The organism is Xanthomonas campestris pv. campestris str. ATCC 33913, assembly GCF_000007145.1.
Lineage (GTDB): Bacteria > Pseudomonadota > Gammaproteobacteria > Xanthomonadales > Xanthomonadaceae > Xanthomonas > Xanthomonas campestris.
Genome location: NC_003902.1, coordinates 4,901,899 through 4,921,761, shown reverse-complemented (window position 1 = coordinate 4,921,761; position 19,863 = coordinate 4,901,899). Strand labels below are relative to the sequence as shown.

The 19,863-nt window shown below is 65.5% G+C and carries 13 protein-coding genes and 1 other RNA gene; 7 read left to right on the top strand and 7 right to left on the bottom strand.

Going from position 1 to position 19,863, the window contains the following annotated elements:
* Positions 1-64 precede the first annotated feature (64 nt).
* Together XCC_RS21420 and XCC_RS21415 are read right to left on the bottom strand one after the other, a co-directional pair.
* Positions 65-3,100 (bottom strand): TonB-dependent receptor, encoded by a 3,036-nt coding sequence (locus XCC_RS21420; protein WP_011039200.1) that lies wholly within the window; start codon positions 3,098-3,100, stop codon positions 65-67.
* Between the two features lie 164 nt (positions 3,101-3,264).
* The gene (locus XCC_RS21415; protein WP_011039199.1) at positions 3,265-4,317 is read right to left on the bottom strand and encodes a LacI family DNA-binding transcriptional regulator; all 1,053 of its coding nucleotides are present in this window, start codon (positions 4,315-4,317) and stop codon (positions 3,265-3,267) included.
* 402 nt (positions 4,318-4,719) lie between these two features.
* On the opposite strand from XCC_RS21415, the gene XCC_RS21410 reads away from it, so the two are divergent.
* The 4 genes from XCC_RS21410 to XCC_RS21395 all read left to right on the top strand — a co-directional run bounded on the left by XCC_RS21410 (position 4,720) and on the right by XCC_RS21395 (position 9,965).
* A complete protein-coding gene (locus XCC_RS21410; protein ID WP_012439662.1) occupies positions 4,720-5,694 on the top strand; it encodes a hypothetical protein in 975 nt (324 codons plus the stop codon).
* Entirely contained in the window at positions 5,694-8,363 is a 2,670-nt protein-coding gene (gene plsB, locus XCC_RS21405; protein ID WP_011039197.1) for a glycerol-3-phosphate 1-O-acyltransferase PlsB, read from the top strand. The genes XCC_RS21410 and plsB overlap by 1 nt, the downstream gene beginning before the upstream one ends.
* Before the next feature lie 314 nt (positions 8,364-8,677).
* On the top strand, positions 8,678-9,658 hold the full coding sequence (locus XCC_RS21400) for a zinc-binding dehydrogenase (RefSeq protein ID WP_019238135.1): 981 nt from the start codon (positions 8,678-8,680) through the stop codon (positions 9,656-9,658).
* A 232-nt stretch (positions 9,659-9,890) separates the two neighbouring features.
* Positions 9,891-9,965: non-coding RNA, sX9 sRNA (locus tag XCC_RS21395), on the top strand.
* Positions 9,966-10,048: 83 nt separating this feature from the next.
* Here the strand turns inward: XCC_RS21395 and XCC_RS21390 are convergent.
* On the bottom strand, positions 10,049-10,252 hold the full coding sequence (locus tag XCC_RS21390; RefSeq protein ID WP_014509561.1) for a YdcH family protein: 204 nt from the start codon (positions 10,250-10,252) through the stop codon (positions 10,049-10,051).
* Between the two features lie 154 nt (positions 10,253-10,406).
* Between XCC_RS21390 and XCC_RS21385 the strand changes: the two genes are divergently transcribed.
* Together XCC_RS21385 and XCC_RS21380 are read left to right on the top strand one after the other, a co-directional pair.
* Complete coding sequence (locus XCC_RS21385; protein ID WP_011270097.1) at positions 10,407-10,979, top strand: hypothetical protein; 573 nt, start codon at positions 10,407-10,409, stop codon at positions 10,977-10,979.
* A gap of 189 nt (positions 10,980-11,168) precedes the next feature.
* Positions 11,169-11,522, top strand: a complete 354-nt coding sequence (locus tag XCC_RS21380; RefSeq protein WP_011039193.1) for a ribonuclease E inhibitor RraB — start codon at positions 11,169-11,171, stop codon at positions 11,520-11,522.
* Positions 11,523-11,583: 61 nt separating this feature from the next.
* Here the strand turns inward: XCC_RS21380 and XCC_RS21375 are convergent, their stop codons facing one another.
* The 4 genes from XCC_RS21375 to XCC_RS21360 all read right to left on the bottom strand — a co-directional run bounded on the left by XCC_RS21375 (position 11,584) and on the right by XCC_RS21360 (position 18,065).
* On the bottom strand, positions 11,584-12,117 hold the full coding sequence (locus XCC_RS21375; protein ID WP_011039192.1) for a lipocalin family protein: 534 nt from the start codon (positions 12,115-12,117) through the stop codon (positions 11,584-11,586).
* A 350-nt stretch (positions 12,118-12,467) separates the two neighbouring features.
* Positions 12,468-13,502: a glycoside hydrolase family 43 protein gene (locus tag XCC_RS21370; protein ID WP_011039191.1), complete on the bottom strand. Its 1,035-nt coding sequence runs from the start codon at positions 13,500-13,502 to the stop codon at positions 12,468-12,470.
* A 35-nt stretch (positions 13,503-13,537) separates the two neighbouring features.
* A complete protein-coding gene (locus tag XCC_RS21365; protein ID WP_011039190.1) occupies positions 13,538-15,025 on the bottom strand; it encodes an MFS transporter in 1,488 nt (495 codons plus the stop codon).
* 97 nt (positions 15,026-15,122) lie between these two features.
* Complete coding sequence (locus tag XCC_RS21360) at positions 15,123-18,065, bottom strand: TonB-dependent receptor (RefSeq protein WP_019238134.1); 2,943 nt, start codon at positions 18,063-18,065, stop codon at positions 15,123-15,125.
* A 283-nt stretch (positions 18,066-18,348) separates the two neighbouring features.
* Here XCC_RS21360 and XCC_RS21355 point away from each other — a divergent pair, with 283 nt between their 5' ends.
* Positions 18,349-19,854, top strand: a complete 1,506-nt coding sequence (locus XCC_RS21355) for an MFS transporter (protein WP_011039188.1) — start codon at positions 18,349-18,351, stop codon at positions 19,852-19,854.
* Positions 19,855-19,863 lie beyond the last annotated feature (9 nt).

Genomic DNA, 19,863 nt, shown 5'->3' with positions numbered 1-19,863 from the left:
AGCGGAACTCCGGTAGCGATAGCAGCAGCCGTTCGACAGCGTGGTCGAACGGCTGCTCAAGCAGTTACCAGATGATGCGGGCGCTCATGAACAAGGTGCGGGGCGGGGTGGTCATCGCGCCGTACTGGTTGATGCTCGCGCGTGGGTTGTATACACCGTTGTTTCCCCAATCGATGCTGTACTGATCGTAGTTGCGGAAGTTCAGCGCATTGATCAGATCGCCGCGCACCTGCACCGTCACCGTATCGGTGATGTGCATGTCCTTGGACAGCGACAGGTCCAGCTGGCGGGTGCCGAAAATGTCGCCTCCGGCCAGGAACTTGCCGCCGGGTGCGTCCACCGACACGATGCGGATGTTGTCCGATGGCGGGCCGCCGTAGAGGTCGTACGACACCGCCTCGTTGCGCGGCGGCACCGTGGCCAGCGTCAACTTGGCCGAGGCACTGATGCCCCAGAACAGGTCGTAGATGCCGGTGACCACCAGGCGGTGGCGCGGCACCGAATTCAGATCCAGGAACGTGTAGTTGGCGATCGTGGCGGCATCGAAGCCGTATTGATCGTCATTGCCGCGGTTGCCGCGTGCGCGCGAGAACGTATAGGCCGCTGTCAGGCCCCAGCCGCTTTCCTTGGTGTAGGCCTTGTCAGTGGACAGCAGCAACTGCGCGGTCTTGGTCTCCACACCGTTGTTGCCGATGATCAGGTTGCCGAATCCCGGCGGCGGCTGGGTCCACGGCTGTGCACCGGCCTGGAAGAAATCGCCATTGGGATAGCGATTACCCAACGTGAGGATCAAACCGTCCTTGCTGTGGATGTAGGACACGGTGGCCGAGTTGCTCCAGTCGCCCACGCGGGTGCGCAGGCCGATCGAATACTGGTCCGAATACGGTGTTTTCAGATCGTTGTTGAGCAGGTCGATCTCGCCGTTGCGCACGCGCGCATCGACCAGCCCGCCCAGGCTGTCCGGGTTGCTGAGAAAGGCCGGATTGAAGTTGGTGCAGGTGCCGGCCGCCGGTGTGCAGCCGGGGGATTCGACAAAGCGGATGGTGTATTGCGACAGCGCCGACTTGACCTGTTCCAGGCCCATGATGTCGAACAGGTTGCGGTCGTAGCTGCGCCCGGCACCACCGAACAGCACCAGCGATTCGTCACCACGGAAGTCGTAGGAAAAGCCCAGGCGCGGCGCGAAGTTGTTGTTGTCCTGTTTGCGGTTACGGCCGTTGCTGATGTAGTCGTTGATGTTCACTCCACCCTTGGCCAGTTGTTCGGCATAGGTGGCGCTGACGGCCGGGTCGGTGCCTGGGCCGTTCAATGCGGCGATCACTTCCGGCGGGGTCACGTTGTCCAGGTAGGACGGAATCTTTTCGCCGTCCCAGCGCACGCCGATGTTCAACTGCAACTTGTCGTTGACGTCCCAATCGTCCTGCAGGTACAGGCCCAGCTGCTTGCTGGTGGTGGTCACCGACGGCGCGGCGCCGGCAAACGGCAGATTGAAGCGCACCTGATAGGGGATCGGCTGCGTGCCCTGGCCATCGTTGACGGCGTAGTAGAACGACGGGTTGGCCGCGGAGTTTTCGCTCTGGGTCAGCTCTACTTCCTTGTACTTCACACCCATCTTGATCACGTGGTTGCCGTGCCACTCGATGTTGTTGAGGGTGAGGTCGTTCTGGAAGCTCGGGCCTTTTTGTCCCTTGCGCTGGATCGCCAGGCCGCTGGTGGCGTCGTCGTTGATCAGCACGTCGTCTTCGGCAATGGCGCGGGTGTACACGCTCTGGCTGCCGATGGTGTAGGCCGTCGGGTTGAACAGCACGTCTTCGTACGACACGCGTGCTTCGTTGACGTAGTTCTCGCCGAAATGCTGCCAGCGCAGGTCGTAGCGTTCTTCGGTGTTGAGGTTGATCTTGGCGGCGATGGCGGTGTTGCGATCGCCCACGCTGTCGCGGCTTTCTTCATCGCGGTACTTGGCGGTGAGCTCCAGGCGATCGTTGGCGCCAATGTCCCAGTCGATCTTGCCGAAGTACAGGTCCTCGTTGAACGGACGGGTGACCGAGCCCAGGCGGCTCTGCACGCCGGCCGGCAAGTCGTCGCGCAGGCTGCTGAAGTTATCGGGCACCGACACCGGATTGGCCGAGACCTCGAAGCCCTTGCCCTCGTAACTGAGGAAGAAGTGCGCCTTGTCCTTGACGATCGGCCCGCTGAAGGCCATGCCGTACTCGTCCTGGTGGGTCTGGCGCTTGTTGCCATCGGCATTGGGCGCACCGGCACGTTCGTCGGCCTGGCGCGCGCGGAAATCGGTGTTGGTGGTGCGCCCGAAGATCTCGCCGTGGAATTCGTTGCCACCGGACTTGGTCGACGCCACGATCGCCGCCGACCCCACCTGGTCGAACTCGGCCTTGTAGTTGGAGGTAATGACCTTGTATTCGCCAATGGCCAGCTGCGGGAACGGGTTGCCGGCGCTCTGCTGCTGACCGGACACGCCGCCAAACAGATAGCTCTTCTGGCCCACGCCGTCGATGTAGACGTTGACGGCCGAGCTGGCCTGCGCGCCGCCGCGGATACGGCTGTTGCCGTTGGCATCGGTCTCGAACTGCATGCCCGGCACGGTGTCGGCAAACTCCAGGAAGTTGCGCGTCAGCTGCGGCACGGTGTTGATCTGCTTCAGCGAGATGTTGGTGCCCACCTCGGAGGTCTTGACCTCCTGCAGCGTGGTGGCGGTGACCTGCACCGCATCCAGCGTGGTGGCATCGCCGGCAGGCGCCGCGGCATTGGCGCCACTGCCGCCCAGATCCAGGCTCACCGACGAGGCCACCGACAAGGTGACGGTCTGTTCGGTGCCGGGGCCGGCGTCGACCTTGTAGGTGCCCGGCGGCAGACCCACCAGCGCGTAGCTGCCGTCGGCACCGGTGGTCGCGCGCCGCACTGCGCCGCTGGCGACGTTGGTGGCGGTGACCGTGGTTCCGGCCTGGCCTGCCGACACCTGCCCACGCAACGTGGCATTGCTGGACTGCGCCATGGCCGGGGTGGTGGCCAGTAGCGAAACGGCGAGCGCGCAGCCCAGCAGGCTGCGCGCCGGCAAGGTCGAGACAGTACGGTAGGTGTTCATGGCGTCCCCCTCCCAGGGGTCAGGCGCCTACCGGCAGTCGCTGGCGTGGCGCGTGTAATGCGTTGTTTCAAGAACAGCGGCAACCAAATCAAGCAAACGGCGTAAGTTAAAAAACCATAAGAAACTGCAAAGATCGCGTGAAGATGCGACGCGGCGCACGCGCCTCAGCCACCGGGTGTGCTCCGCGGCGCGCTGGATGCGCGCACGATCAGCTCCGGGACCATCTCCGACAACGCCGGCGGTGCGGCATCGGCCGGCGCCGCCGGGGCGTCCACCAGCTGCTGGCCGAGCAACAGCCGCAGCGCGCGTGCGCCCAGGCCGGCGATGTCCACGCGCATGGTGGTCAGCGCCGGCAGCACGTAGCGGGCCATCGGCACGTCGTCGAAACCGGCCAGTGCGATGTCGTGCGGCACCTTCAACCCGGCATGGCCCAGCGCGAACAGGCAGCCCAGCGCCATCATGTCGTTGGCGGCGAAGACTGCGTCCGGGCGATCGTGCTGCGCCAGCGTCTGCCCGGCGCGGTAGCCGGATTCTTCGTCGAAGTTGCCCGGCAGCACCCACGGCTGCGCCTGCGCATCCAGCGCCAGTTCGTCGCGGTAGCCGCGCAGGCGTTCGTGCGCGTCGAAGTTGTCGTCCGGCCCGGCGATGAAGGCGATGCGGCGGTGGCCGCTGTCGCGCAGGTGGCGGGTCATCACCCGCGCACCGCCGTAGTTGTCCACGTTGAGCACCGGGCGCTGGCTGGCGGTGCCGGCGCAATTGAGCAGCACCGCCGGCAGCCCGCCGGGCAGCGCGTCTTCGTGCACGCCCGAATCGCCCAGCGACGGCGACATCACCACCACGCCGTCGACGCGGCCAGGCAGACGTTCCAGCGCCTTGCGCTGCGCCTGCGGGTCGCCGTGCGAGCTGGAGACCAGCAGGTGATAGCCCTGGTCGCGCGCCACCTGGTCGATGCCGCGGATCAATTCGGAAAAGAATTCGCCGTGCAGGTCCGGCAACACCACACCGATGGTGTGGGTGCGGCGGCTGCTCAGGCTGCGCGCGGCGTGATGCGGGATGTAGTGCAGCGCGCGCGCCACCTGCAGTACGCGCTCGCGCACCGACTCGGCCACATGCTGATGCCCGTTCATGGTGCGCGACACCGTGGCCACCGACACCTGCGCTTCGCGCGCCACATCCTTGATGGTGACGCTGCCGCTGTCCGAACGTGGCCGGCTCATGGCGTGTTTCCCCAAAGCATGCGCCAGGCGACGCGCGCCAGGGGCTGGCGGACGGTCCATACGGGCAGAGCGTTCGTGGCGAACTTGCGCATGAATGACATCGGCCCCATCCGATGGCGACCTCAGAGCGAGATGGCGCGCACGCTAACAGGAACTGCAAGCGCTTACATGATGCATTGCAGCATCGGGCGAATCCTTACTCCGGCAAGGACTCCGGGCGCGGGCATGGACAACTTTGTCCGAGAAGACAATACCGGTCAGCGCCTGACATCCGGCGCCATCGTGCAGCGCGCCGCGCGTCACCACGCCGCGCACCGTACGCGCCCGCACGGAAGGCCAGTGCCTTGCCGCGGCTGCATTCAGACAGCAAGATGCGCCATCGATCAGGGGAACATCGTGCGCATGTCGCTATCCACCGTCCGCCCAGGTCGGTTCCAGTCCGCCGGGTGGTTGCTGCTTGCGCTGTTGTGCATGGGCGGCTGCAAGCGCAGCGACCACGCCACCGCGCTGCCAGGCGCCAATGCCGAACCGGCGGCGGCGATGCAGGCCATGACCACGCCGTTGCGCCGCAACGACCTGGTCGCCTATGCGCGCATCCGGGTCACGCCCACGCAATACACCGCACTGGAAGCGGCCTGGCGCAGTGGCGCCAGCCGCTGGCCATTGACCGAGCTGCCGTTGCCCAATGAGGTAGGCAGCTTGCTGGGCAACCTGTCGGCCCCGGATGCCGAACGCCGCCTGCAGCAGGCCTTCGACCAGCAACTGGCCGGGCAGGCGCAGGGCATCCGCCAGGCCGCGCAGTCGCTGGGCCAGTTCGGCGTGCAGTACCTGCGCAGTCGCACCGACTACCAACCGGAGCAGCGCGCCCACTACGTGCAGCTGGTCGATGCGCTGAGCGCCTGGGCCGCCACTGCGCCGCTGGCCGACCGCCCGCGTGCCAAGGCCAGCATCGCCGAGCTGGTGGCCGCCGCGCGTGCCACCGGAATCCAGTCCGACGCCGACCTGCAGCAACTGGGCATGGAAGAGAGCCTGCGCCGGCTCGGGCCGTTCTGGGCGGCCTGCAAGAAGGTGCTGGAGCGTTACGACCTGTCGCTGGACAGCAGCCTGGATGCGCTGCGCACCGGCCTGGTCAAGCAGCAGGGCGACAGCGCCCAGGTGCGCCTGCGCTACCCACTGGCCGCGCGCGACATCGATCTCAGCGTCAGCCTGATCAAGCGCGAGGGCCACTGGTATCAGCAGCAGACCCAGGACGACGTGCAGGCCGTGTTGCGCGCAGTGCCGGCGGCTTCCTCACCCGCTGCGGCGGCGGCGCCCGACGCGCCGGCGGCCACGCCCGCGCCGCCTGCCAGCACCGGCAAAGGCCCGGGTGGGCGATAATGACGGCGATGCCAGAACAGAATCCCCTGCCGTTCCCGGACGGCCAATCCGCCCCGCCCAGCCCTGCCGGCGCCGAGACCGGCGCAACGGCCGCTGCGCTGCCGCCTGCCGCGCCCGTGGCGCTGGACGCACCGGCGCCCGCCGCGCCAGTGCTCGCCCCGGCACGCGTGGCCAAACGCCCGTGGTGGGCGCGCCTGCTCGGCCGGCTGGCCGACCCGTGGCTGAGCCTGACCATCGAACCCGAACAACCCGGGCGCTATGACGACGGCAAGCCGGTGGTGTATGTGCTCGAGGATTACGGCCTCTCTAATGCCCTGATCCTGGACAAGGCCTGCCGCGAGGCCGGCCTGCCGTCGCCGCTGGTGCCGCTGCCGGGCGACCCGCTGGAGCGCAAGCGCGCCTACCTGGCGTTGTCGCGGCGCAGCAGCAGCAACTCGCTGATTCCCGAACAACGCGGCGGCAAGACGCATTCCGATTCGCTGGCCAAGTTGCTGCAGGCGCACCGCGTGCGCGCCGACCTGGACGTGCATCTGGTGCCGGTGTCGATCTTCGTCGGCCGTGCGCCGGACAAGCAGAGCGGCTGGTTTGCGGTGCTGTTTTCGGAAAACTGGGCGCTGGTCGGCCGCTTCCGCCGCCTGCTCTCGGTACTGCTCAATGGCCGCACCACCATCGTGCGTTTCGCGCCGCCCATCTCGCTGCGCCAGACCATGGCCGAAGGGCTGCCGCCCGAGCGCACGCTGCGCAAGTTGCAGCGCGTGTTGCGCACGCATTTCCGGCGCATCCGCGAGGCGGTGATCGGCCCGGACCTGTCCACCCGTCGTCTGCTGGTGGACCAGGTGCTGGCCGCCGATTCGGTGCGCGAAGCCATCGCCACCCAGGCCAAGCGCGACAACTCCAAGCCGGTCGATGCCTGGCGCAAGGCGCACGCCTATGCCTGGGAAATCGCTGCGGACTATTCCAGCCCGGTGGTGCGCTCGGCCAGCTTCCTGCTCACTCATGTGTGGAACCGCATCTACGCCGGCGTGCTGGTGCATCACCTGGACAAGCTCAAACAGGCCGCGCCCGGGCATGAAGTGGTGTACGTGCCCAGCCACCGCAGCCACATGGATTACCTGCTGCTGAGCTACCTGTTGTATGAGCGCGGCATCGTGCCGCCGCACATCGTGGCGGGCATCAATCTCAACCTGCCGGTGGTGGGCACGCTGCTGCGCAAGGGCGGTGCGTTCTTCATCCGCCGCAGCATCCGTGGCAATGCGCTGTATTCGGCGGTGCTGAGCGAATACGTGGCGCAGCTGGTGGCTGGCGGTTATTCGATCGAGTACTTCGTCGAAGGCGGGCGCTCGCGCACCGGGCGCTTGTTGCAGCCCAAGGGCGGCATGATCGCAATGACGCTACGCGCGTATCTGCGCCAGCCGCGCAAGCCAGTGTTGTTCCAGCCGGTGTACATCGGTTACGAGAAGCTGATGGAAGGCAACAGCTATCTCGACGAACTCACCGGCCGCCCGAAGGAAAAGGAATCGATCTGGGGCCTGCTGTGGTCCATCCCCAAGGTGCTCAAGCAGAACTACGGCCAGGTGGTGGTGAACTTCGGCGAGCCGATCGCGCTCAACGACGTGCTGGCCAAGCACGCGCCGGAATGGAATGGCGAACCGCTGCCAGACGATGAAAAGCCGACCTGGCTTGCACCGGCGGTGGACACGTTGGCCACGCAGATCCAGACCCGCATCAACTGCGCCGCCGACGTCAATCCAATCAACCTGCTCGCGCTGGCGCTGCTGTCCACGCCCAAGCATGCGATGGGCGAAGCCGATTTGATCGCGCAGATCGAACTGTGCAAGAAGCTGCTGGCCGAAATGCCGTATTCGGACCGCGTCACGGTCACGCCGCACACGCCGGCGCGCATCATCACCCACGCCGAAGAGATCAACGTGCTCACCCGCGTCTCGCACCCGCTGGGCGATGTGCTGAGCGTCAGTGGCGATACCGCGGTGTTGCTGAGCTACTTCCGCAACAACGTGCTGCATCTGTTTACCGCCTCCTCGTGGGTGGCGTGCTGCTTCCAGAACAACCGCCGCATGAGCCGCGCCGGGTTGTTGCGGCTGGGCCGCACGGTGTACCCGTTCCTGCAGGCCGAGTTGTTCCTGCCGTGGAGCGAGGACCGCTTCGCCGAACGCATCGAGCAGACCATCGACATGTTCGTGCGCGAGGGCTTGCTGCTCAACGTCACCGATGACGATGGCGGCATCCTGGCGCGCAACACCGGGCAGACCGACGAAGTGTTCCGCCTGCGTGCGATCGGCCATTCGTTGCAGCAGGCGTTCGAGCGCTATTACATCGCCATTTCGGTGCTGGTGAAGAACGGCCCCGGCGTGCTCGGTGCCGGCGAGCTGGAAAGCCTGTGCCAGCAGGCCGCGCAACGCCTGAGCCTGCTGTACGCACCGGCCGCGCCGGAGTTCTTCGACAAGACCCTGTTCCGCAGCTTCATCCAGAAACTGCGCGAACTGCGTCTGGTGTGGCCGGACGAGAACAGCAAGCTGATGTTCGACGAGCGCCTGGACGCGTGGGCCAAGGACGCCAAGTTCATCCTCGGCCGCGAGCTGCGCCACACCATCGAACGCGTCAGCCCGGAAGCGGCAAAGCCGGATGTGGTGTCGCCGCCGGCGGAGTAAGACGGCGGTACAAACCCCATCGTCTCCGCCGTACGTGAGGGTGGGCCAATGGCAGGGCACTCGTAGGTAGGCGCAGACGCGCAAGGCGCTTCCCTTCTCCCCGGGAGAAGGTGCCCGAAGGGCGGATGAGGGTCGGCCTGCACGCAGTCCTCCGGCGCTGCAGCAGAGCATCGTCACTACGCGCGCACGCCAACAACTTCACACAGCAGTTCCGTTCGCTTCATCCCTTCCTTGCAGCCCTGCCGATAGCATCGCGCCACCTTTCACAACGATCGGGCGCGTCGCAGCAAGAGCGTGCCCGGCAGGAGACCTCCATGCGCGCAGCCATCCATACCCAATTCGGCGATCCGGCCAAGGTGCTCGAACTGGGCGAGCGCCCCACGCCGCAGCCAGGCAAGGGCCAGGTGCGCGTTGCGATGCGGCGCGCGCCGATCCATAACCATGACCTGTGGACCGTGCGCGGCAATTACGGCTACAAGCCGGAACTGCCAGCCATCGGCGGCAGCGAAGCGGCGGGTGTCATCGATGCGCTGGGTGAGGGTGTCGAGGGCTTGCAGGTTGGCCAGCGCGTGGTCGCCGCCGGTGTGCATGAGGCCTGGGCCGAGTACTTCCTTGCCGACGCCTCCGGCGTGGTGCCGTTGCCGGATGGCCTGGACGACGAGCGTGGTTGCCAGTTGATCGCCATGCCGCTGAGCGCGCTGATGCTGATCGAATTCCTGCAGGTGAAACAGGGCGACTGGATCGTGCAGAACACCGCCAACGGTGCGGTCGGCAAGACGGTGGCGATGCTCGCCGCCGCACGCGGCATCAACGTGATCAACCTGGTGCGCCGCGACGCCGGCGTGGACGAGCTGAAAGCGCTGGGCATCGGCAACGCAATCTCCACTGCGCAAGCAGGCTGGCAGGACAAGGTGCGCGCGCTGGCCGGCGATGCGCCCATCGTGCGCGCCATCGATCCGGTGGCCGGCAATGCAGCGGGTGAGCTGATGGCCTTGCTGGCCGAAGGCGGCGAGCTGATTTCCTTTGGCTCGATGACCGGCGAGCCGCTGCAGATATCCAGCGGCGATGTGATCTTCAAGCAGGCCACCGTGCGTGGCTTCTGGGGCAGCAAGGTGATGCAGGCCACCAAGGCCGAGGACAAGCGCCGCATGATCGGCGAACTGCTCACCGCCGCGCTCGATGGCAGCCTGGCGCTGCCGGTGGAAGCGGTGTTCGACCTGCACGATGCCGCCAAGGCCGCCGCGGCCAGCGACAAGCCCGGACGCAGCGGCAAGATCCTGCTGCGCGCCGGCTAGGACAAGGGCGCGACTCGCCAGCAGGCCGCATTTAGCCCCAAAAACAAGGACACAAAGCCCCTTTCCCCCCGGGAGAGGGGTTGGGGTGAGGGTACGGCCCAAGCGACCAACGCGACGAGCCTCAGCTAAAGCCCGCGGTGGCCATCAGACAAACGCTGCCTGCATCACTTAGAGCAGCTATCAAAACGACTGCGCAGCCGCCAGGCGGGCGCGGCCGGTGCTCGGAATCCTCATGTACGCCCGTACACTCCGGTTCCTCCGCGCCGTCCGCACCCACCTGACGACTGCTCGCTACGTTTTGTTAGCCGCTCTTAGTGACCCAACTGCCTATCCCCGCGCTGCCGATACCAACAACCACAAAGCAAACCCAAGCGGCCGCACGCACCAACCTCACGCCGGCTCGTCAGGCACCAGCTCCATTTCCAGCCGGGTGATGCAGTCCTTGAGGTGCAACTTGCGCTTTTTCAGGCGCTTCATCTGCAGCTCGTCGTCCACATTGGCAGGCACGCGCTGGATCTCCTCGTCCAACGCGCGGTGTGCGCGTCGCAACTCGGCGATCTGCTCGGCAATCTCGGCGGGTGAGAGCGTCTCCACCCGCCGAGCATACACAACCCCCGGCGACCTGCGTCACCCGGCTTGCCAACCCGGCGGAGGCTGCGACAATGCGGGCGCGCCGTTGGGGAAACGGCGGCGCGCCTCACCCCATCATTGCCGCGCGGCCACGGCCGTCGAGAAAGGAGTCTGTACGATGCGTTTGCGTTCTTCCCTGCTGGCCCTGAGCCTGCTCACCGCCTCCGGCCTGGCCACGGCCGCCGACGTCACCAAGTACGACGGCTTCCTGTGTTGCAACCTGCGCACCGACGGCAGCTGGATCAGCGACAGCAACTACGCCGAAGATGGCAAGCGCGTGCTTGCCGTGGGCACCCCGGTCAGCGTCACCGGCTTTGGCCGCAACCGCGTCAACATCAAGGTCGCCGGCGAGAAGCAGTCCATCGGTAATGACTACAGCCGCGACCTGGACAACACCGCCTTCGCCGCACGCTATGTGGTCACCGCCGACCCCAAGCTCAAGCTGGCCACCTTCCCGCCCAAGATTCGCCTGGCCATCACCGAAGGCAAGCTCACCGGCGGCATGACCCGCGAACAGGTGCTGATGGCGGTCGGCTACCCGATCAGCAGCGAGAACCCCAATCTGGACGCCTCGCTGTGGCGCTACTGGCGCACCAGCTTCGCCGAATACCAGGTGCAGTTCGGCCCCAGCGGCAAGCTGGTCAAGGTCACCGCCGACCCGCAGTTGATGAATCTGGTCTGGATTCCGTAACGTCATCAAGGTGGTCGCGCCTGGCGCGGCCACCTGCGTTGCACTCATTGCCGCGGCAAGCGGCTGGTAGACGGGACGCGGCTGGTTGCACGAACCAATGCCCGGCGCTTGGCGGCACTGACTCAGACCGCACACCAGCCAGGCGCTACGATGCGCGTTCGGCAACCGGCCTCACAGACTGAAGCAACCATGCAGCGAAACCCTGACCTGTATCCCAACGACGATAACGGTGACACCCTCTGGCACATCGCCCAGCAAGGGGTGGATCTCTCCAAGCCGCGGGAGATTGCGTTTTCCGTGGTGTTCCCGACGAAAGAATCGGCATTGGAATTTTCCGTGACGCTGCTGCGCTTCGAGCAGAAGGTGCGCTGCTGCCACTACGCAGAAAACACGGCATTTCCCATGGATGTCACGGTGTATCCGACCATGGTGCCGTCATACAAGGCGATTTCGGCGTTCGAGGAAGAGCTGGCCACCGAGGCCAAGCCTTTGGGCGGCTTGAACGATGGATGGGAATTTTCTGTGGACACGAAAGACGCCTGACGCATTCGGCCGGTTCGAAGGACTGCACAGCGTGCAGACCCCTCCATCGCGCGGCTGGGTGTCAGCGCACTGACTGCGGCACGCGGCGCAGCTGGGTCACGTCATAGCCCATGGCCGCGATGCGCCCAACGGCCTGCTGATAGTCGGCATCGGAGACCTGCGGCGTGCGGGCCATATACCAGACGTAATCGCGTTTGCTGCGCGCCACGATGGTCTGGGTGTAGTTCGCATCGCGCCAGGCAATCACGTACTCGGCCTTGAACGGCCAGAGGAACTGCATGCTCCAGAGCGCGCCGTTACCTTCCTTTGCGACCTGGCCGACCGGGTGCATGGACTTGAGCGGCGCCTGGAAGCTGCCCTTGCGGAAGGTAAAGGTGGTCTGGATGCGGCCATCCGGTCGCAGCGCGTACCGCTCCACCGCGTCAAAGGCCTTGCGTTCCGGCCGGGTGGGAATGTGCGCGATGACGTACCAGTCGCCCATGAAGCGCGGTACGTCAACGCTGTCTGCGCGTGGCAGTGCGGGACGCGGCTCGCTGCCGCTTGCACTCCCGCAGACCGCGAGTGTCAGTAAGAACAGCATCGAACCCTGCCGCATGGCAACCTCACCCAAGAGAAATACGTTCCTAGGCCTACGTAACAACGATGCGCCTGGATGCACCTTGTGCAGGGCATCGTTTACCGACATGCGACGGGCTCTAGCGCGCTGACCGGACGCTACCGTGCAGGTTGCTTCAGCATTGCGGCGAGAACGCTAGCGCATCGAGCTTGCGTGTGAGTCAGCGCTGTAGTGAACCTCAAGTTCGTGCCTGCCCGATCAAGAGCCAGTCGCCACACGGACGTTCAAGCGATGCGCAGTTTCACCCAAGCGAGCAATGCCCGTGTATGTCACGAGCAAGCAAATGACCGGTTCCTGGACATCCCAACCAGCAACACTCCACCAGCATGTCACCAAGGCGACACGGCCGTTTCTCCATACGGATAAATGCGCGCGATCTTCCCATCTGCAGTGTGCTCCAGCGGCGTCATCTTGATGCTGCGTAGATGCGTCTGGCCGCCCGACAACACAGCGTCGTGATAGAACAGATACCACTGGCCTTCGAACGCGCAGATGGAGTGGTGCGTGGTCCAGCCGACCACCGGGTCGAGCAGCACGCCCTGGTAGACGAACGGGCCGTACGCTGAGTCGCTGGTGGCATAGCAGATCAGGTGGGTGTCGCCGGTGGAGTAGGACAGGTAGTAGCGGCCGGCGTGGTGGTGGACCCAGGGGCCTTCGAAGAAACGGCGGGCGTGATCGCCGGCGCGTAGCGGGGTGCCGTGTTCGTCGAGGATGACGATCTCGCGGGTGGGTTCTGCCAGTTGCGTCATGTCCTCGCGCAGGCGTGCGACGCGCGGGCCGAGTGCGGGCGCATCGTCGGCCGGTTCCTGATGGGTCTGCGCGTAGACATTGTCGCGGTAGTGCTGCAGCTGGCCGCCCCAGATGCCGCCGAAGTACAGGTAATGCGCGCCGTCGTCGTCGGCGAAGACGGCCGGGTCGATCGAGTAGGTGCCGGCGATGGGCTCGGGTTCGGCCACGAACGGGCCTTGTGGTCCATCGCCGACCGCCACGCCAATCTGAAAGATGCCGTCGGCCCGTTTTGCCGGGAAATACAGGTAGGTCCTGCCATCGCGTTGCGCGGCATCCGGCGCCCACATCTGGCGCTGTGCCCACGGCACATCGCGCACGTGCAGCACCTGGCCCAGGTCTTCCACCGCCGCATCAGGATGCGCCAAGCGGAACACGTGATAGTCCGCCATGTCGAAGTGCGAGCCATCGTCGCTGAAGGCGACACCGGCATCGATATCGTGCGAGGGATAGATGTACAGCGCGCCGTCGAACACGTGCGCGGACGGGTCGGCGGTGTAGACGTGGCTGACCAGCGGTGCGGAAATGGCGGTGCGCGCCAGGGCCTGCAGTGCGGCGGCTTCCAGTTCATTGGACATGCGCGTACCTGTGCATGAGAGGGAGGGGAGGGGTGTCAGCCGGCGGCCAGCGGCGCGGCCTGGCGGCGCGTGCCAAGCTCGTGTTCGATACGGGTTTCCAGCGCCTTGTCGATCTCGTACAGCGCCAGCAGCGCGGTGCCGAGCAGGAACGGAATGGACGCATACACGCTGATGGCCAGGCGGATGCCACCGGTGACCGCGGCGCTCTGTTGCGGGATTGCCGCGTCATAGCCGTAGAACGCCAGGATGCCGGCGACCAGGGCGCCGCCCACGCTCAGCCCGATCTTCAGCCCGCACAACATGGCCGAGAAGATGATGGCGGTGGCACGCCGGTGGTTCTTCCATTCCGAGTAGTCGGCCACGTCGGCGATCATCGCCCACAGCAGCGGGATGGTGATGCCGTAGAAAAAGCCGTGCAGCACGTAGGAGGCGAACACCCAGCCGATCGCCGTGGGCGAGTAGACGTAGAACGCCAGCAGGAACAGGGTGGAGATCAGCAGCGCGCCACCGAACACATTGCGCTTGCCGTTGCGGTCCGCCAGGCGCTTGGAAAAACCAATTCCCACGATCATCGCCAGGATGCCGCCGGCACTGAACACGCTGAAGGCCGAGGTCGGCGCATCCTGCGGCCACTGCAGTGTGCTCATGCCGGCACCGGTGAGCACGCTGTTGATGGCGCCGATGAAGCGGTTGAAGCCGGCGTTATCCAGGAACTGCGCCAAGGCGCCGGCGTCCAGGTAGTACTTGAAGTAGTAGATGTACATGCCGCCTTTCATGGCGAGATTGATGAACACCAGGATGGTCAGCGCCAGCATCACCAGCCACGGCTTGTTGCGTATCAGGTCGGTGAGGTCCTGGCGCACGCTGGTGCGCTGCTCGGTGATCGGCAGCACGCGCTCGCGCGTGGTGAAAAAGGTAATCAAAAAGCACAGCGTGCCGATCGCAGCGAACAACGCCATGGTGTTGCGAAAGCCTTGCGCCTTGTCGCCATTGCCCAGGATCAGCACCAGCGGCAGCAACAGCACCTGGATGATGAACTGCGCGAAGGTCACTGCCAGAAAGCGATACGCCGACAAACTATTGCGTTGCTCCATGCTGCCGGTGAGCACGCCACTCAACGCCGAATACGGCAGGTTGTTGGCCACGTACACCAGCATCAACAGCGTGTAGGTGGCGAAGGCGTAGATGAGCTTGCCGTGTTCGCCCAGTGCCGGGGTGTTGAACGCGGCCAACGAGAGCGCGCCGAACGGCAGCGCCGTCCACAGGATCCACGGGCGGAACTTACCCCAGCGGGTGCGCGTGCGATCGGCCAGGATGCCGATGATGGGCGTGAACACAAATGCGCCCAGCAGGCCGACCACGAAGATCAGCGTGGCGGCCGCGCTTGCCGGAATACGAAAGACATCGGTATAGAAAAACGCGAGGAAGGTGACCAGGGTCTGGAAGATCAGATTGGCCGCCAGGTCGCCGAGGCTGTAGCCGATCTTTTCGCGCAAGGACAGCTGCTGTGACCGATCATTCATGAGGTGGGGCAGGCTCGAGGAGTGCTGCGGAAACGCCGCGGCGCGCAGTGCGCCACCGGTCGCGGTTGGGAGGACCCGCGACCGGTGACGGCAACACTCAGAAGGTACCGCGGATGCCGAGCATCACCGTGCGCCCCGGCTGGTACAGGTCATAGGTGGCGTTGGGCCAGGCGTAGGTGGTGCGCAGCGGTTCGTCGGTGAGGTTGGTCACGTTGAGCGTGATCTGCGGCTTGGATGGCAGCCAATCCAGCGCGTAGCTCGCCGACAGATCCAGCTGGCCGCGTGCGTCGGCGTTGAGGCGTGCATACGGGATGCCGTTCTGGTTGGCGCCGGAGATCACCATGTCGTCGTTCCAGGTGTAGGACAGGCGCACCGAGGCGGCGTTCTTTTCCCAGTACACGGTGCCGTTCCACAGGTTTGGCGCCACGCCCACGGCCACCGCGGGCACGCCTTCGCCTTCGGAGGACTGGGTGACGTGGGTGTAGTTCACGCTGAAGCCCAGGCCGTCGACCAGCTTGTCCAGCGGCTGCACCCAGATCGCTTCGGTGCCGCGGATGTTCAGCACGCCATCGGCGTTGACCTGGGTCTGCACGTCCACGGTGGCTGCATTCGGGCCGCCACGCTGGTCCAGGCCGGCCTGCTGGATCGGCAGCAGGCTCTCGTACGGCACGCCCAGATCATTGAACGGGATGCGACGCACGCCGTTGACGGTGAAGCCGCTGATGCGCTTGTTGAACAGGGTCAGGCCCACATAGCCTTCGCCGCCGGTGTACCACTCGCCGCCGAAGTCGACGTTGGTGGACAGGTACGGTGCCAGGTTGGGATTGCCTTGCGTCGCGGTCTGCGCGGAAGGGTCGCTGAAGTTGGTGTTGGGCAACATCGCGCTGGGGTCGGGACGGGTGAGCGTGCGCGAGCTGGACAGGCGCATGACCACGTTGTCGGCCACATCCCAGGCCACGTTGAACGAGGGCAGGGTTTCCTTGTAGTCCGAATCCAGCACCTGCACCTGGCGGATGCCGTTGATGGTGACCGGGCCGGTGATGGTCTGGTCGGTGGTCACGTAGCGCACGCCGGCATTCAGGCGCAGCGTGCGGTTCCACACTTCGGTTTCGGCATTGGTCTCGATGTAGAAACCCAGGTTCTTTTCGCGGATGCCGCCGGCCGAGGCGCCGGTGTTGGCGGAGTTGGTTTCCGGTGCGGAATCACGCAACGCGTAGTAGTTGGTATCGCCGAGGAAGCGGTTGAAGTCGGCGGTGATGAACCCGCCCGGGCCGGGCCGCAAATAGCTGGACAACGCCGTATTGGGAATAGCCGAACCCGGCCCGCCATTGCACACGTTGCCGCCGCCGCCGCGGCAGATCACCTGTTCCCACGCGGTGCTGTTGTCGAAGCCGCGGATGGTGCGCTCGGCCTGGTCGTAGGAGGTGCCGATCTTGATGTTGCGCTTGTCTTCGCCAAACTGCAGGTCGGCACGTGCGCCGCGTGTCTGGGTGACGCGCTTTTCGTTCTGGATGTTGACGCGGCCACCGGCCCAGCCCCAACCCAGGTTGGGGTCGTTGAGGTCCAGCGGGCTGCTGATCGACGGCCGGTCGCCGCCCTCGTTGCGGTAGTCCACGGTGGTGAATGGCGAGGTGACCAGGATGCTGGGCGACTCGCGCGCCAGCCAGCTGCGCGTGGCATTGGCCTGCACATTGAGCTTGATGTCCTGGTTCTCGCCGAACAGCAGCTCGGCACCCGGATTGACGCTCCAGAATTTGACCTCTTCGCGGTACGGGCGCGCTTCCAGGAAGTACTGCGCGTTGGCGAAGGTGGCGCTGGTGACCACATTGTTCTGATCCAGCTGCATGCCGAGCGGGATCATGTTGCCGTTGCGGCCGATCAGATTCATGCTGATCCGCTCGGTGGTGCGCTTGGCTTCGGAATACAGCGTGTCCAGGTAGAAATGCATGCTGTCCGACGGCCGCCATTCCAGCGACATCACCGAGGCATCGCGGTCGCGATCGCCCGTCATGTACACGCTGCGGCCCAGGCGCGGAATCAATGCATCGCTGATCTGGTCGATGCTCAGGCCCGGATTGCGCGCCAGCAGCCATGCCGCGTCGATGGTTTCGCCCGTGGTGAGGCCGCTGCCGGCGGTGGCCGGCACGCGGTCGGGAATGCGCCAGTTGCCACCGCCGTTGACGTTGCAGGCGGTGGGTTGGTTGGTCGCCGGCGTGCCGGCGGGCGGGGTGAGCCCGCACTGGGTGTAGGTGAGGCCGGGATTGGTCCAGCCCACGCTCTCGAAGCCCTCCACGCCCAGTTTGCTGCGCACCGAGGCCACGCCGAACAGCGCGCCGAAGGTGCCTTGCTCGTTGGTCCAGCTGCCCATCACCGCGCCGCGCGGGGTGGTCTTTTCGCTGGTGCTGTTCCAGTCTGCCTGCGCCTGGTAGGTGACGTGCACGCCGGGGCGATCGAATGGGCGCGCGCTGCGCATGTCCACCACGCCGGAGACGCCGCCCTCGAGCATGCTGGCGGTGGGCGTCTTGCTCACGGTGAGCTGGGTAAAGAACTCGGTGGGGAACAGGTTCAGATCGACCTCGCGGTTCTGGTTCTGCGCGTTCAGGCCGATCGAGGCAGTGGCGATGCTGGCGCCGTTGAGTGTGGTCTTGGTGAAGCTGGTGCCCAGGCCGCGGATGGCGATGTTGAGGCCTTCGCCATTGACGTCGCGCGAGAGCTGCACGCCGGGGATGCGGTTGAGCGACTCGGCGATGTTCATGTCCGGGAACTTGCCGATGTCTTCGGCAAACACGGTGTCGGCGAAGCCGACCGAATCGCGCTTGGCATCGGTGGAAAACTGGATGCTGCGCCGGTAACCGGAGACGGTGACGGTATCGAGCTGGGTGACGGCATCGCCGCTGCCGGCGGTAGTGGGCGGCGTCTGTGCGGTCGTGGCCGCAGCGCCTGCATCGGTGGATTGCGCAAAGGCGCAGGTGCTGGCCATGCCCAGCAAGGCGGTACTCAATGCGCAGGACAACGTGGTACGTGCATAACTGTTCTTCACCGTAATCCCTTCCCTATCAGGTGAGCAGATGTCCCACGCATCGCCCCTGCGCAGGGAGTGCCGGCACCGGCGGATGCGGGGCGGCGATGGAGCGGCGGAGCAACAGGCGACTGGTGGCGCCGGATGTTAGCGCTACCAAATCGCAGACATCACGCTGCAGGGCAGCATAGATTGGCAGACATAGCGAAGGCGGCTGTGTGACAGGCAGGTACGAGGTGTCGCATCACTGCAGTGCGCATTGGCGTGCTGCACTGCGTAATGGATTCTGCCGATGCGCGTGGTAATGGTAGCGCTATCACCCGTGGCGCAATGCCACCCTCGTGCAGGTGCAGTGGTCGATGAATCGAACCGAAGAACATACGGCCACCGCGCCACGTTCACCGCGTTGCCGCATTGCGCACAGGGGCAACGCGTACAAGGCATTGGCATGTTGCCGTTGCGCGCTGCCGCCGCGGTGCACGTTGTGAGCGAGTTGCCGGTGAACGCAGCAGCGACCGGGCCGCTGGCGCGGCTGGGCCGGATGCGCTGGCGTGTGTGCGCGCTGTTGCTGGCGGCCACCACCATCAATTATGTCGACCGCCAGGTACTGGGCGTGCTGGCGCCGTTTTTGCAGACGCAGATCGGCTGGAACGAAATCCAGTACGGCTACATTGTCACCGCCTTCCAGGCCGCGTATGCGCTTGGCTTGCTGTGCAGCGGCGCGGTGATCGACCGCTTCGGCACGCGCGCAGGCTATGCCTTGGCCATCGGCATCTGGAGCCTGGCCGCGATGGGGCATGCGCTGGCCACCACCGTGGTGGGCTTTGCGATTGCGCGGTTTTTCCTGGGGCTGGGCGAATCGGGCAATTTCCCGGCGGCGATCAAGACCGTGGCCGAATGGTTCCCGCGCCGCGAGCGTGCGCTGGCCACCGGCATCTTCAATTCCGGCTCCAACATCGGCGCCATTGTCGCGCCCTTGCTGGTGCCGGTGATCGCCACCGCCTGGGGCTGGCAGGCCGCGTTCTTGTTCACCGGTGTGCTCAGTGCCACCTGGCTGGTGGTGTGGTGGTGCAGCTACCACCCACCCGAGCAGCAGCCGGGGCTGACGGCGGCCGAGCTTGCGCATATCCGCAGCGATGCGCACGAGCCGGTGCAGCGCCGGTTGTCGTGGCTGCAGGTGATGCGCCACCGGCAGGCCTGGGCATTTGTGCTGGGCAAGTTCATCACCGACCCGATCTGGTGGTTCTTCTTGTTTTGGCTGCCCAAATTCCTGCACGCCGAATACGGCCTGAGCCTGCTGCAACTGGGCGCGCCGTTGATCGTGATCTTCGTGCTGGCCGATATCGGCAGCATCGCCGGCGGCTGGGTGGCCGGGCGCTTCATTGCGCGGGGCTGGAGCGTCAACCGCGCGCGCAAGACCGCGATGCTGATCTGCGCGTTGTCGGTGGTGCCCATCGTGTTTGCCGCGAGTGCCGACAATCTCTGGGTGGCAGTCGGTTTGATCGGCCTGGCCACTGCCGCGCATCAGGGTTGGTCTGCCAATTTGTTTACCCTGCCGTCGGACATGTTTCCGCGCCACGCGGTGGCCACCGTGGTGGGCATCGGCGGCTTTGCCGGCGCGGTGGGCGGCATGTTGATCGCCACCTTCATCGGGTTTTTGCTGCAAGCCACCGGCAGCTACGTGCCGGTGTTCCTGATGGCGGGCTCGGCCTACCTGCTGGCGCTGGCCATCGTGCACCATCTGGTGCCGCGGCTGGAGCCGGCGCAGCTGCCCGCCGATGCACCCGCACCTCCCGCCACGCACCCCTGAGGGCCGACC